The organism is Pantoea sp. X-Soil-TKNS-1280 (genome assembly GCF_059730475.1).
On record NZ_AP035962.1, the window covers coordinates 2,963,023 to 2,978,012 of the forward strand.

The window sequence follows — 14,990 nt, forward strand, 5'->3', positions numbered from 1 at the left end:
ATTTCTTTCCCCACGCGAGGCAATCGCGTCGGGTAATCCGTGTACGGCGGCTGATTACCAGCGCGCTTTCAGCAGGTTCGGCTGGATACCGCCGATGGCTCGGGTATTGCCAAACACCTGCGGCGCAATGCCGGCTTCAAACTCTTCACGGAAATATTTAATGGCACTCTGCAATGGCTCTACCGCACCAGGCGCATGGGCACAGAAGGTTTTACCTGGGCCAAGCTGGCGACAAAGCTGTTGCAGGGTTTCGATATCACCCGGCTGGCCTTGTTTCTGCTCCAGCGCACGCAGGATCTTCACGCTCCACGGCAGACCATCACGGCATGGCGTACACCAGCCACAGGATTCGCGGGCAAAGAACTCTTCCAGATTGCGCACCAGCGACACCATGTTGATCTCATGGTCAACCGCCATCGCCAGCGCGGTCCCCAGACGGCTACCGGCTTTACCAATGCTGGCAAATTCCATCGGCAGGTCGAGGTGTTGATCGGTGAGGAAGTCAGTGCCTGCGCCGCCCGGTTGCCAGGCTTTGAACTTCAGACCATCGCGCATACCACCGGCATAATCTTCCAGGATCTCGCGCGCGGTAATACCGAACGGCAGCTCCCAGACACCCGGGTTTTTCACGCGGCCTGAGAAGCCCATCATTTTGGTGCCGGTATCATCACTTTTAGAGATGTTCTTGTACCACTCCACCCCATTGAGGAAGATGGCCGGTACGTTCGACAGCGTCTCAACGTTGTTAACACAGGTCGGTTTGCCCCAGACGCCAGCACTGGCCGGGAACGGTGGCTTGGAACGCGGGTTAGCGCGACGCCCTTCCAGCGAGTTAATTAACGCGGTTTCTTCACCACAAATGTAGCGCCCCGCCCCGGTATGCACGATCAGCTCGAAATCAAAACCGGTGCCGAGAATGTTTTTGCCGAGAAATCCGGCTTCAGTGGCTTCAGCGATTGCTTTGCGCAGATGCACCGCCGCCTCGATATATTCACCGCGCAGGAAGATGTAGCCACGGTAGGCTTTCAGTGCAAAGGCACTGATCAGCATTCCTTCCACCAACTGGTGCGGCATTTGCTCCATCAGCAGGCGGTCTTTATAAGTACCTGGTTCCATCTCATCAGCGTTACACAGCAGGTAACGGATGTTCATGGATTCGTCTTTCGGCATCAGGCTCCATTTCAGGCCGGTGTTAAAGCCTGCACCACCACGGCCTTTCAGACCGGAGTCCTTCACCGCTGCGACGATTTCGTCCTGACTCATGCCTTTCAGCGCTTTTTCCGCGCCAACGTAGCCGTTTTTGCTGCGATATTCGTCGATCCATACCGGCTGTTTGTCATCGCGCAGACGCCAGGTCAGTGGATGCGTTTCCGCAGTACGAATGATCTGTTTGATAGTCATTGATACTGCTCCAGTAAGTTGGCAATACCTTCCGGCGTCAGATGAACGTGGGTATCTTCATCCACCATCATGGTCGGGCCTTTATCGCAGTTACCCAGACAGCAGGTCGGCAGCAACGTAAAGCGGCCATCCGGCGTCGTCTGGCCCGGTTTGATGTGCAGGTTTTGTTCTAAAGCGGCCTGAATCCCCTGATAACCGGTGATATGGCACACCACGCTGTCACAGTAGCGAATCACATGACGCCCTACCGGCTGACGATAGATCTGGCTATAGAATGTCGCCACACCTTCGACGTCACTGGCCGGAATACCCAGCACCTCGGCAATGGCGTGAATCGCGCCGTCAGGCACCCAGCCACGCTGTTTCTGCACGATCTTCAGCGCTTCGATGGAAGCCGCGCGCGCATCTTCGTAATGGTGTTTTTCGTGCTCAATCGCGTGGTGTTCTGCCTCGCTCAGCACAAAGACCTCATTCGGGTCGATCGTTTGGATGGCAATTTTTTGATCGTGCATAATTAGCGGTCCACGTCTGACATAACAAAATCGATACTACCGAGGTAAACGATCAGATCGGATACCAGGCTGCCACGGATCACCGACGGGATCTGTTGCAGATGCGGGAAGCTCGGCGTACGCACGCGGGTGCGGTAGCTCATGGTGCTGCCATCGCTGGTCAGGTAGTAACTGTTGATCCCTTTGGTCGCCTCGATCATCTGGAAGGATTCGTTGGCCGGCATTACCGGGCCCCAGGAAACCTGCAGGAAGTGAGTGATCAGGGTTTCGATGTGTTGCAGCGTGCGCTCTTTCGGCGGCGGCGTGGTCAGCGGGTGATCCGCTTTGAACGGCCCTTCCGGCATATTTTTCAGGCACTGCTCCAGAATGCGCAGCGACTGCCACATCTCTTCCATTTTCAGCATCACGCGGGTGTAGGCATCGCTGATCCCGGCACCGACCGGAATCTCGAAATCGAAATTCTCGTAACCTGAATACGGACGCCATTTACGCACGTCAAAATCAAGACCGGTGGCGCGCAGACCGGCACCGGTGGTGCCCCACGCCAGTGCTTCGTCCATGTTGTACGCGGCAACGCCCTGAGAACGGCCCATCAGCACGCGGTTGCGCAGCGCTGCTTTGTCGTACTCTTTCAGACGTTTTGGCATCCAGTCGAGGAATTCACGCAGCAGACGTTCCCAGCCTTTCGGCAGATCGTGCGCCACACCACCTATACGGAACCATGCCGGGTGCATACGGAAACCGGTAATGGCTTCGACCACATCATAGATTTTCTGGCGATCGGTAAAGGCGAAGAACACCGGCGTCATCGCACCGACGTCCTGAATAAAGGTTGAGATGTACAGCAGATGGCTGTTGATGCGGAACAGTTCCGACAGCATCACGCGAATCACATTGACGCGATCCGGAACGGTGATACCCGCCAGTTTTTCCACCGCCAGCACATACGGCATTTCGTTAACGCAACCACCGAGATACTCGATACGGTCGGTATACGGAATGTAGCTGTGCCAGGACTGGCGCTCACCCATTTTCTCGGCACCGCGGTGGTGATAACCGACATCTGGCACGCAATCGACGATCTCTTCGCCATCCAGTTGCAGAATGATACGGAACGCACCGTGGGCAGACGGGTGGTTTGGACCGAGGTTAAGGAACATAAAGTCCTCGTTGGCGGTGCTGCGCTTCATCCCCCAGTCTTCGGGTTTGAAGGTCAGCGACTCCATTTCGAGGTCTTCTTTTTGTTTAGTCAGCGTGAAGGGATCAAATTCGGTCGCACGCGCCGGATAATCCTTGCGCAACGGATGCCCTTCCCACGTTTGCGGCATCATGATGCGCGTCAGGTGCGGGTGACCATCAAAGGTCATGCCAAACATTTCCCAGGTTTCGCGCTCATACCAGTTGGCATTGGCAAAAATTTTGGTGATGGTCGGCAGACGCATATCGTTTTCAGACAACGCGACCTTGAGCATGATGTCGCGATTGCGTTCAATCGATAGCAGATGATAGAAAACGGAAAAATCCGCGGCAGGCAGGCCCGCGCGGTTGGTACGTAAACGCTCGTCCATGCCATGCAAATCATACAGCATGACGTAAGGCTTCGGCAGTTTGCGCAGGAATTCGACAATTTCCAGCAATTGTTCACGCTTCACCCACACCACCGGAATACCGGTGCGGGTGGCCTGAACGGTAAAGGCATCCGGCCCAAAACGGTTACGCAGCTCGCCGATCACCGGGTCGTCCAGGTGATCCCGGGTTTGCCATGCAGGCTGAGCGAGATCTTGCGTGGTTAAATCTGTCATACGTTACTCACCATTCCGGCCTGTTATCAGGCACTCAAAAGAAGGCGTCAGGATGGCGGCACACATTAAATTGTGGTGTTCTGCTGCGGCCGTGGCTCCATCCGTGTACGGGTAGCTTAAACTTCGTCGGGTGTTCTCAGGTTGGTGACTGCGATACGGTCACCGCGTTTTCTTTCGCGTTCTGATTGCATATTCGCGCGATAAACGCCCTGATCCCCCACCACCCACGAGAGCGGACGACGCTCTTTGCCGATGGATTCGCGTAACAACAGCAGCGCCTGCATATAAGCTTCCGGACGCGGCGGGCAACCTGGGATATACACATCCACTGGCAGGAATTTATCTACGCCCTGTACCACCGAATAGATGTCATACATGCCGCCGGAGTTGGCACAGGCCCCCATTGAGATGACCCATTTGGGTTCGAGCATCTGGTCATACAGACGCTGAATCACCGGGGCCATTTTGGTAAACGGCGTACCGGCAATCACCATGAAGTCAGCCTGACGCGGTGAGGCACGCATAACTTCCGCACCAAAACGCGCCACGTCATGCACCGCAGTGAATGACGTGGTCATCTCCACGTAGCAACAGGAAAGGCCGAAGTTGTACGGCCAGAGAGAGTTTTTACGACCCCAGTTCACCATGTCGTGCAGGGCATTTTCGAGTTTGCCCATATAGACGCTGCGGTGAACATGCTGCTCCAGAGGATCAGCGACGATCTCCTGTTTTTGCAGCGGATAGCGATCGTTATCGCCCCCATTCGGGTCTACGCGTGTCAGCGTGTAGTCCATCTTATTGCCTCGCTTTTACTGCTTTTGAGGATTGGTGTGGCTGTGACTGACCGGGCTTGACTTGACCACCACGCGACGACGCGCCGGTGCCCAATCCAGCGCACCGATGCGAACCAGGTAAACCAGGCCTGCCAGTAGCACCAAAATGAAAATTGCGGCTTCGACAAAGCCGACCCAGCCGCTTTCGCGTATGGAAGTCGACCATGCGTATAAAAAGAGGGCTTCGACGTCGAAAATCACGAAGAACATCGCAACCAGATAGAATTTTGCAGAGAGGCGAATATGGGTGTCACCGACCGAGTCGATACCCGATTCAAACGGGGTGTTCTTGTAACGCGCGCGGGCACGACCACCTAACAACCAGCCACCGGTCAACATAAAGGCGCAAAGACCGAACGCGAGAACAATGAAAACAATAAATGCCCAGTGATGAGCGATCACTTCTGTGGTTGTTGACATACTCTTTGCTTACTCATCAAAAGTGGCGATGGCATCCTGCACATTCGCAGCAAACGCACCACATCGATTCAAGGGAAGGATAAAAAACCTTATAAACTTTGCTGTCATTAGCAATTAAGCAGCAATTTTATGGGGTTTTTTACTCCTTTCTATAACCTTTTGTCAACTTTGACAAAAGTATCCAAACATTATTTTACATCCGCAGCATATTATTAACATACAAGGCCAGTTGCGCCAGCTAAATCGCTTCAGTTTGTGAGGTTACTTTCAGTGTAGCGGGTATTCACATGCATGGATCGTGCATTTAACAATCATATTTTGACAGGAATTAACCGGATTTCCTTGTCCTTTTCAGGGCTATTTTCTTGATCCAGGACACATAACAATGCTTTTTGCTGTAAAAAGAGACAATTCTCGCAGGCAGATGCCCAGGGAAAGATGGCACGAAATGAGAAAATCGTTCCACTTCAGATGAAAATGAAACGCATTTCATTTTTTCAGGCAGGGGGAAATTTATTACCGGCGTGTCAGCACCAGAATGGCAGAGATAAATGACATAAAAAAAGCCTTAGCAGAGAAAAACCATGCTAAGGCTTATTTATCTAAGTTTTAACAATTGCCTGGTATTCTATTTGAGAATGATTACCCGCGCAGATTGTGCTTACTCTTCGTCGTCCAGCAACAGTGTGCCGTCCGGATTTGCACTTAGATTGTACGGATCGTTAGTTGATTGCATAGCATTGAAGATGGCCAGCGCCAGTTCATTATCGCTGTCCGGATTACGGCACAGCAGATATTGGGTATCCGGTAAAACAGGCAAGCCTTCAGCAGCACCCATCACTCGCAGTTCCGGGCTCATCATTTCCACCGGACGCGCGGTAACGCCAAGACCGGCTTTTACTGCCGCACGGACTGCCGCCAGCGTCGAGGCCACATAGGAAATACGCCACGGAATACCCGCTTCGTTCAGATGGTCAATCGCCATGTCGCGGTACGGGCTTGGTTCATCCAGCAGCACCAGTGGAATCGCTTCACCGCGCTGGAAGATGTAATCAGCCGCACAATACCACAGGGTCGGCGAGGTACGCAGAACCTGGTGGGTAAAGTTACCCGGACTGGAAGTGGTGACCACCAAATCCACTTCTCCCTGGTTCAGCATTTCCATCATAAATGGATTACGCTTCACGCGGACATCAATCGCCAGCTTCGGATAAACCGAGGTCACACGATTGAGCAGGAAAGGCAGAATGGTATCTGAGGTGTCGTCAGAAGCGCCAATGGTCAGCACGCCCTGAATATTGCTATACATCAGAGAGGTACAAGCTTCGTCATTGAAACGAAGGATTTTTCTGGCGTAGCCCAGCAGTTGGATGCCATGCTCCGTCAGCAATTTATTACGTCCATGTCTGGCAAACAGCTCTTTACCTACCAATTGTTCCAGACGCTGCATCTGCTGGCTTACTGCTGATTGCGTTCTGCACACGGCTGCAGCCGCAGCCGCAAAAGTGTTCAGGTCAGCAACGGCGACGAAAGTTCTCAGCAGATCGAGGTCGAGATTCAGTATCGGACGATTTGCATTAGTCATGTTTTTTCTTCACTTATAAGATTTTTTACAAACTACTACCCTGGTGTATTACCTTACTTATCATTGGGATAAGAGGTAATGGTGCTTAATGACAGTCCTGTGTGGAGACTGTCATGAAAAAACTGGGTCAGGCGGATTCCAACGATTACGTCACTCTGAAAACAGAGCAGCGGCGTCACAAAGACAGAACAACTTCTCGGGCCGAAAGCGTAAATCGCGCAAATGCAGGAAGCTGTGTAGTTGCCTGGTTTCCCGCCAAAAACGTGCACGGGTCAAAAAATGATAACTGTATGTTATGGTGATGCGAAGAGGTAAAGTGCATCAAATAATAAATTATACTTAATCATTTTTGCGCCAGAAATGGAAATGTTTTTGTTAGAAAGCTCGTAATTTTTGACCTGTCCCCTTTTCCCGCACATCCTGCCACAAAGCTGTTCATTTTTTAAGCCCCCCTGGTTCCGAAACTTCATAGGGAAAGCTTAAGTTTCAGCGCAAATGCTATTTAATACAGACTTCGGACACCGCCCTGCTGCCGATAGTTCTCTGATTCTGTCTCTGAAACTGAATGAGAATCGGGGACAGTTTCTGACGCCAGCGGACAATAAACTGGCAATGACTAATTATTCGACTTCCTACAAGGATTCTTTAACTATTTCATTACGTCGCTAACGATTCAATGCGACAGTTGTGAATAAAAATATACGCAATCCCCTTCTTTACGTCTGGATTAAGGAGTTTACAGCTCCCCGGCCCCCTGTCAGCATTAAATATCAACCCTGGTAACTTTACTGGATAATTCAACCAGATTAATCAGTGTAAAATGCCTTTTCAGCCAGTATCAGCATAAAAAATTGCCAAACTCGCCAAAACCTTTCATTACCCTTCTTTTGTTACGGGGAGAGGAGTAAATTGGGCGGGTTTGTTTTTTGAGGCAGGTTAAATGGACTCTGCCCGTTAAGGCGGTAGCGATGAATTTTCAAATTGATAAATCCGGCAAGCTGGATAATGTCTGTTATGACATCCGTGGTCCGGTACTGAAAGAGGCGAAACGTCTCGAAGAAGAAGGCAACAAAGTTCTCAAACTCAACATTGGCAACCCTGCCCCGTTTGGTTTTGAAGCCCCCGATGAAATCCTGGTTGATGTGATCCGCAACCTGCCCAGTGCCCAGGGATATTGTGACTCCAAAGGTCTCTATTCAGCGCGCAAAGCAATCATGCAGCATTATCAGGCGCGCGACATGCGCGATATGACCGTTGAAGACATCTATATTGGTAACGGTGTTTCGGAACTGATTGTGCAGGCCATGCAGGCGCTGCTGAACAGCGGTGATGAAATGCTGGTACCTGCACCGGATTACCCGTTGTGGACCGCCGCCGTCTCCCTTTCCAGTGGAAAAGCGGTACATTATCTGTGTGATGAATCCGCCGGCTGGTTCCCGGACCTGGATGATATCCGCAGCAAAATCACCCCGCGCACACGCGGCATCGTGATTATCAACCCGAACAACCCCACCGGGGCGGTGTACAGCAAAGAATTGCTGATGGAAATCGTTGAGATTGCCCGCCAGCATAATCTGATCATCTTTGCCGATGAGATTTACGACAAGATCTTGTATGACGAAGCGCAGCATCATTCCATTGCCGCGCTGGCTCCCGATCTGTTGACCGTCACCTTTAACGGCCTGTCAAAAACCTATCGCGTTGCCGGTTTCCGTCAGGGCTGGATGGTACTGAACGGTCCGAAGAAACACGCGAAAGGCTACATTGAAGGTCTGGAAATGCTGGCCTCGATGCGTCTGTGCGCCAACGTCCCCGCACAACACGCAATTCAAACCGCGCTGGGTGGCTATCAGAGCATCAGTGAATTTATCGTGCCGGGCGGCCGCCTTTATGAACAACGCCAGCGCGCCTGGGAATTGATTAATGACATCCCTGGCGTCAGCTGCGTCAAGCCGCAGGGTGCGCTCTATATGTTCCCGCGCATTGATGCGAAGAAATTCAATCTGTTCGACGATCAGAAAATGGTGCTTGATTTCCTGCTACAGGAAAAAGTGCTGCTGGTGCAGGGCACCGCGTTCAACTGGCCATGGCCGGATCACGTGCGCATCGTTACCCTGCCCCGCGTTGACGATCTGGAAATGGCCATCACCAAGTTTGGTCGCTTCCTGCAAGGGTATCGTCAGTAGCGTCACACGCGTATAGTGAGTGTATTTCGGGGAGAGGCTTTTCTCCCCGTCGTCCGATCAGGAACTGCTCATGACCCGTAGCCACTTTTTCGCCCATCTCTCCCGTCTTAAATTGATCAACCGCTGGCCGCTGATGCGTAACGTGCGCACCGAGAATGTCTCTGAGCACAGCCTGCAGGTCGCCATGGTCGCCCATGTTCTGGCCGTGATTAAAAACAAAAAATTCAACGGCAATCTGAATGCCGATCGCATTGCCATGCTGGCGCTTTATCATGATGCCAGTGAAGTGCTGACCGGCGATCTACCGACCCCGGTGAAGTATTACAATGCGCAAATTGCCCATGAATACAAAAAGATCGAGAAGATTGCCCAACACAAACTGATTGAAATGCTCCCGGCGGAACTGCAGGAAGAATTTCGTCCGTTGCTGGATGAGCATCTGCATAGCGAAGCGGAACAAGCAGTGGTCAAGCAGGCCGATGCCCTGTGTGCGTATGTCAAATGCCTTGAGGAACTGTCTGCCGGTAACAATGAGTTTTTGCTGGCAAAAGCACGTCTGGAAAAGACGCTGGCGCAACGCCGTTCGCCGGAAATGGATTATTTTGTTGAGGTATTCATCCCCAGCTTCAGCCTGTCGCTGGATGAAATTTCGCAGGATACGCCGTTGTAACGGCGCGATTTATCGCGCCGTTACAGATTATGCTTGCAGCGAAAGGGTAAAACCGCCCTTGCCGTCACCGGTCACTACCAGGTCTTCCAGCGTGGTAAGCGCAAAAGTTACCTCGTCGAGACGTGGAGTATCTTTCGGCGCATTTACCGCAATCACCGCGCTGCCCGCATTCAATCCGGCCAGCACACCCGCAGGCGCATCTTCCACCACCACGCACTCGCCAGCCGCCAGACCCAGTTTCTCTGCGCCCAACAAATAGGCATCTGGTTCCGGCTTGCCGCGTTTTACATTCTCGGCGGTGATAAACACGGCAGGCGCAGGTAATCCGGCGGCTTTGTGACGCGCATGGGCAACCGGGACTGAACCTGACGTGACAATCGCCCACGGAATTTGCAACTCGTTGAGTGTCGCCAGCAGTGCCTGTGCACCCGGCAAAGCACACACCCCGTCAGTATCTTCCGCTTCGATACGCTCCAGACGCAAAAACTCCGCCTGAATCGCCTCCTCGCTCTGGCCCGCCATAAAATGGCGCAGCGAGGTAATTGCCTGTTTACCATGAATGAAGCTCAGGATTTCTTCCGCCGCAAAACCATGACGTTCACCCCATTGGGTCCACGCGCGCTCAACAGCAGGCAGCGAATCCACCAGCGTGCCATCTAAATCAAACAGAAAACCCCTGTACTTCACTCGATGCTCCTTCTTCAGGCATTAAGGATTTGCGCGATCTCGTTCGCGCTCAAATGGTACTGACGCGGACAAGTGTGCCACACCGCCAGCATACGTTGGTATTTTTCCCACATCGGCGTTTGCGCATTAAACCCGTGGGTGCCGGAATCAAAATGGGTGTAGCGCCCTTCAGTATTGACCATAAAGCGCACATAGCCGAGGTAGCGTGCTTCCGTGGCGGCGTCAAAACCGAGAAAAGCCAGACGACGTTCCTCAATCAGCGCAGAATCTTTGAGATTTGACCAGGAAACATGCAGCGCGTGGTGCATCTCCATAATATCGATCAGGGTGCGACAGGTGTCTTCGCTCAGCTCGCCGAACTCTTTATCCAGTTCGCGTAACTGCAGGCCATAGCCACGTTCAATGATGGTCTGATAACGGCGGTAACGTTCAGCGTTGTCCGGCTCCAGCATCGCCATCATTTTGTACTGATTCGACAGGATGAGCCGCTGTGCGTGGGTCATTTCCATGGTTGTTCTCCCGGGGCATCAATTTAGGTATAGAGAAATGATTGCACAAGGGAACAGATGCGGGTATGTCCGCACCACTTTTCTTTGATTTGAACCGGGATCAGCGGCGAATTCTGTCCCGGCGGGAAACGTTTATCGATCAAAGATCGTCAAGGAAAGTACGATCCAGCTGTTTAAATGCCCGTTTCAGCACATCGGCCAGTGCCTGGTAGGTCGGTTTACCTTCGACCGGCGCAATCGCCTGTCCGGCTTCTTCCAGTTTGGCGCGGACCTCATGGAACCATTGCAATAAAGAAGGTGGCAACGGTGTGATGGAGCGTTTACCCAGCCACCATAAACCCTGCATCGGCAGGCTACAGGCAAATAGCGCAGTGGCTACCGCAGGCCCCAGCTGCCCGCCCATGGCGATCTGCCACGTCAGGGTAAAAATTGCCAGGGGAGGCATAAAGCGAATGGAAAAACGTGTCGCCGTCACCACACGATTTTCAGGAAACACCGGTGCCAGGCGTTTATCGGCTGGCCAGGTCTTCATGTAATGCTGGCCGCGCTGAAATAAGCCGAACCAGCCTGGATTACCTGTATCATTCGCCATGGTAGACCTCAACTATTACTGCAAGATTTAAAATAAACTGACAACCACACAACTTTACGTGACATCCTTCAAAAGTTTTTGTCTTTAAGGGTGACACTGGGTATTCTGACGCCGTTTTAGCAACATTACCGGAAGCTTCTGCTCAATAAAAGCGCAGTTTAGAGCCATGTTTCGCTAAGCTGATTTAAAAAAATCGCGTAAAATTACCAAAATTTTTTTGCGGATCGGTCTCTTTTTGACTACCGCATGATGTTAATCATTAATTTACCAGCTTTCATGAACTACGCTGTTAGTCTGATTGCGTTATTTCTCGCCACTATTTAACCAATAGGTACTTCCATGTCGACGAAGTTAGTTCTGGTTCTGAACTGCGGCAGCTCCTCACTCAAGTTTGCCATCCTCAACCCCGCCAACGGCGACGAATTCCTCTCCGGTCTGGCTGAATGCTTCCACCTGCCCGAAGCGCGTATTAAATGGAAACTCGAAGGTAGCAAACAGGAAGCCCCTCTGGGCGCGGGCGCAGCGCACAGCGAAGCCCTCAACTTCATTGTTAAAACTATTCTGGCACAAAAACCAGAGCTTTCGGCACAAATCGCTGCAATCGGCCATCGTATCGTTCATGGCGGCGAACAACTGACGAAATCAGTCGTGATTGATGAGTCCGTTATTCAGGGCATTAAAGATGCTTCTTCATTTGCTCCGCTGCACAATCCGGCACATCTGATCGGTATCGACGAAGCAATGAAAAATTTCCCGCACCTTTCAGATAAGAATGTGGCGGTTTTTGATACAGCATTCCATCAGACAATGCCTGAAGAATCGTATCTCTACGCTCTGCCGTACAAATTGTATAAAGAACACGGCGTACGTCGCTATGGTGCCCACGGTACCAGCCACTACTACGTGACCCAGGAAGCGGCAAAAATGCTGGGTAAACCGGTAGAAGAGCTGAACGTCATCACCTGCCACCTGGGCAACGGCGGTTCTGTTTCCGCGATTCGTAACGGTGTTTGCGTCGATACCTCAATGGGTCTGACGCCACTGGAAGGTCTGGTGATGGGCACCCGCAGCGGTGACATCGATCCAGCCATCGTTTTCTTCCTGCATGACACCCTCGGCATGAGCGTTGATGCCATCAACAAACTGCTGACCAAAGAGTCTGGTCTGCTGGGTCTGACCGAAGTGACCAGCGACTGCCGCTATGTGGAAGATAACTACACCACCAAAGAAGATGCCAAACGCGCCATGGACGTGTTCTGCCATCGTCTGGCGAAATACATCGGCGGCTACACCTCGCTGATGGAAGGCCGTCTGGATGCGGTGGTCTTCACCGGCGGTATCGGTGAAAATGCCGCGATGGTGCGTGAGCTGTCACTGCAGAAACTGGGCCTGCTGGGCTTCGAAGTGGATCACGAACGCAACCTGGCAGCGCGTTTCGGTAAATCCGGCTTCATTAATAAAGAAGGCACCCGCCCGGCGGTGGTGATCCCCACCAACGAAGAGTTGGTCATCGCCCAGGACGCCGCGCGTCTCACCGCGTAAATGCTTCTCTCCGTCAGCTCAGGCTGACGGAGTTGTTTTTGACACCCTGCAACACCTGAGAGGTTATAAAGTGTCACGTACAATTATGCTCATTCCAACCGGCACCAGCGTCGGTCTGACCAGCGTCAGTCTTGGCGTGATCCGTGCGATGGAACGCAAAGGCGTGCGCCTGAGCGTATTCAAACCGATTGCGCAGCCACGTACTGGCGGCGACAAACCGGACCAGACCACCACCATCATCCGTAAGAACTCCACGATCCCAGCCGCTGAACCGCTGCTGATGTCGCGTGTTGAGTCGCTGCTGGGTTCCAACCAGCAGGACGTGCTGATGGAAGAGATCATCGCCCGCTACCACGAAAACACCAAAGATGCCGAAGTGGTGCTGGTGGAAGGTCTGGTGCCGACGCGCAAACACCAGTTTGCCTCCGCACTGAACTATGAAATCGCCAAAACCCTGAACGCCGAAATCGTCTTCGTCACCGCCCTGGGTAACGATTCTCCGGCCCAGCTGAAAGAACGTATCGAACTGACGCAAAGCAGCTTTGGCGGCAGCAAGAACAAAAACATCACTGGCGTGATCATCAACAAACTGAATGCTCCGGTGGATGAACAGGGACGCACGCGTCCGGATTTGTCAGAGATTTTTGATGACTCTTCCAAAGCCAGCATCGCCAACATCGATCCGAAAACGCTGTTCACCAACAGCCCGCTGCCGGTACTGGGTTGTGTGCCGTGGAGCTTTGATCTGATCGCCACCCGCGCGATTGATATGTGCCGTCACCTGAACGCCGAGATCATCAACGAAGGCGAAATCCAGACGCGCCGGGTGAAATCCGTCACCTTCTGTGCCCGTAGCATCCCGCACATGCTGGAGCATTTCCGCCCGGGTTCTCTGCTGGTGACCTCCGCAGACCGCCCAGACGTGCTGCTGGCAGCCTGTCTGGCCGCGATGAACGGCGTGGAAATCGGGGCCATTCTGCTGACCGGTGGTTACGAGATTGATGAACGTATTGGTCGTCTGTGCGAGCGCGCCTTCCAGACCGGCCTGCCGGTATTTATGGTGAAAACCAACACCTGGCAGACCTCGCTCAGCCTGCAAAGCTTCAACCTCGAAGTCCCGGCTGATGATACCCAGCGTATTGAAAAAGTGCAGGAGTACGTCGCCAGCTACATCAATGACGACTGGATCGAATCGCTGACCGCCACTTCCGAGCGCAGCCGTCGTCTGTCACCACCAGCCTTCCGCTACCAGCTGACCGAGCTGGCACGCAAAGCAGGCAAGCGTATCGTCCTGCCGGAAGGCGACGAACCGCGTACCGTGAAAGCTGCTGCCATCTGTGCCGAACGCGGAATTGCCACCTGTGTGCTGCTGGGTAACCCGGATGAGATCCAGCGTGTGGCTGCGGCTCAGGGCGTGGAACTGGGCAAAGGCATCGTCATTGTCGATCCGGAAGTGGTGCGTGAGAACTATGTGCCGCGTCTGGTTGAACTGCGTAAGAGCAAAGGCATGACCGAAGTGGTTGCGCAGGAACAACTGGAAGACAACGTGGTGCTGGGCACCATGATGCTGGAAAGTGGTGAAGTTGATGGCCTGGTTTCCGGTGCCGTTCATACCACTGCCAACACCATTCGTCCGCCGTTGCAGCTGATCAAAACTGCGCCGAACAGCTCACTGGTTTCTTCGGTGTTCTTTATGCTGCTGCCGGAGCAGGTGCTGGTGTATGGCGACTGCGCCATCAACCCGGACCCGAACCCGGAACAGCTGGCCGAAATCGCAATTCAGTCTGCCGATTCTGCCAAAGCTTTCGGAATCGATCCGCGCGTCGCGATGATCTCCTACTCCACCGGTAACTCCGGTGCCGGTAGCGACGTTGAGAAAGTCCGTGAAGCCACGCGTATCGCGCAGGAAAAACGCCCTGACCTGGTGATCGACGGTCCGTTGCAGTATGACGCCGCCATTATGGAAGACGTGGCGAAATCCAAAGCGCCGAACTCGCAGGTTGCAGGCCGTGCCACCGTGTTTATCTTCCCGGATCTGAACACCGGTAACACCACCTACAAAGCGGTACAGCGTTCAGCGGACCTGATCTCCATCGGACCGATGTTGCAGGGTATGCGCAAGCCGGTGAACGACCTGTCACGCGGTGCGCTGGTGGATGACATTGTCTACACCATCGCCCTGACAGCGATTCAGTCTCAGCAGGCTGAAGGCTAAAATCCTCAGGCGTCCTGTGGGACGCCTTGTTTTGCG

13 protein-coding genes are annotated in these 14,990 nt (G+C 53.0%); 4 read left to right on the forward strand and 9 right to left on the reverse strand.

From position 1 onward, the window contains the following. Positions 1-54: 54 nt before the first annotated feature. From nuoF to lrhA, 6 genes are all read right to left on the reverse strand, one after another. Positions 55-1,395 (reverse strand): NADH-quinone oxidoreductase subunit NuoF, encoded by a 1,341-nt coding sequence (gene nuoF, locus AC6I8X_RS13675; RefSeq protein ID WP_313688946.1) that lies wholly within the window; start codon positions 1,393-1,395, stop codon positions 55-57. Between the two features lie 2 nt (positions 1,396-1,397). Continuing rightward, a complete protein-coding gene (nuoE, locus tag AC6I8X_RS13680) occupies positions 1,398-1,913 on the reverse strand; it encodes an NADH-quinone oxidoreductase subunit NuoE (RefSeq protein ID WP_299445328.1) in 516 nt (171 codons plus the stop codon). Positions 1,914-1,915: 2 nt separating this feature from the next. After that, positions 1,916-3,715, reverse strand: a complete 1,800-nt coding sequence (gene nuoC / locus AC6I8X_RS13685) for an NADH-quinone oxidoreductase subunit C/D (RefSeq protein WP_084876119.1) — start codon at positions 3,713-3,715, stop codon at positions 1,916-1,918. Positions 3,716-3,831: 116 nt separating this feature from the next. Continuing rightward, positions 3,832-4,509 carry a NuoB/complex I 20 kDa subunit family protein gene (locus AC6I8X_RS13690; RefSeq protein ID WP_084876120.1) on the reverse strand — a complete coding sequence of 226 codons (678 nt, stop codon included), beginning with the start codon at positions 4,507-4,509 and terminating at the stop codon, positions 3,832-3,834. Between the two features lie 15 nt (positions 4,510-4,524). Continuing rightward, entirely contained in the window at positions 4,525-4,968 is a 444-nt protein-coding gene (locus AC6I8X_RS13695; protein WP_084876121.1) for an NADH-quinone oxidoreductase subunit A, read from the reverse strand. 661 nt (positions 4,969-5,629) lie between these two features. After that, the gene (gene lrhA / locus AC6I8X_RS13700) at positions 5,630-6,553 is read right to left on the reverse strand and encodes a transcriptional regulator LrhA (protein ID WP_007889314.1); all 924 of its coding nucleotides are present in this window, start codon (positions 6,551-6,553) and stop codon (positions 5,630-5,632) included. A 968-nt stretch (positions 6,554-7,521) separates the two neighbouring features. On the opposite strand from lrhA, the gene AC6I8X_RS13705 reads away from it, so the two are divergent. Together AC6I8X_RS13705 and yfbR are read left to right on the forward strand one after the other, a co-directional pair. After that, positions 7,522-8,739, forward strand: a complete 1,218-nt coding sequence (locus AC6I8X_RS13705) for a pyridoxal phosphate-dependent aminotransferase (RefSeq protein WP_084876123.1) — start codon at positions 7,522-7,524, stop codon at positions 8,737-8,739. A gap of 70 nt (positions 8,740-8,809) precedes the next feature. Then, positions 8,810-9,409, forward strand: a complete 600-nt coding sequence (yfbR, locus tag AC6I8X_RS13710; protein ID WP_299445317.1) for a 5'-deoxynucleotidase — start codon at positions 8,810-8,812, stop codon at positions 9,407-9,409. A gap of 27 nt (positions 9,410-9,436) precedes the next feature. Here the strand turns inward: yfbR and AC6I8X_RS13715 are convergent, their stop codons facing one another. The 3 genes from AC6I8X_RS13715 to yfbV form a co-directional block, all read right to left on the reverse strand. Beyond that, on the reverse strand, positions 9,437-10,096 hold the full coding sequence (locus AC6I8X_RS13715; RefSeq protein WP_497839978.1) for a sugar phosphatase: 660 nt from the start codon (positions 10,094-10,096) through the stop codon (positions 9,437-9,439). Positions 10,097-10,110: 14 nt separating this feature from the next. After that, complete coding sequence (locus tag AC6I8X_RS13720) at positions 10,111-10,605, reverse strand: YfbU family protein (RefSeq protein ID WP_084876126.1); 495 nt, start codon at positions 10,603-10,605, stop codon at positions 10,111-10,113. A gap of 139 nt (positions 10,606-10,744) precedes the next feature. Then, positions 10,745-11,197 carry a terminus macrodomain insulation protein YfbV gene (yfbV, locus tag AC6I8X_RS13725; RefSeq protein ID WP_497839979.1) on the reverse strand — a complete coding sequence of 151 codons (453 nt, stop codon included), beginning with the start codon at positions 11,195-11,197 and terminating at the stop codon, positions 10,745-10,747. Between the two features lie 339 nt (positions 11,198-11,536). Here yfbV and ackA point away from each other — a divergent pair, with 339 nt between their 5' ends. Together ackA and pta are read left to right on the forward strand one after the other, a co-directional pair. Further along, positions 11,537-12,739 (forward strand): acetate kinase, encoded by a 1,203-nt coding sequence (gene ackA / locus AC6I8X_RS13730; RefSeq protein ID WP_084876128.1) that lies wholly within the window; start codon positions 11,537-11,539, stop codon positions 12,737-12,739. Positions 12,740-12,809: 70 nt separating this feature from the next. Beyond that, positions 12,810-14,954 (forward strand): phosphate acetyltransferase, encoded by a 2,145-nt coding sequence (gene pta / locus AC6I8X_RS13735; RefSeq protein ID WP_313684336.1) that lies wholly within the window; start codon positions 12,810-12,812, stop codon positions 14,952-14,954. The last annotated feature ends 36 nt before the right edge of the window (positions 14,955-14,990 follow it).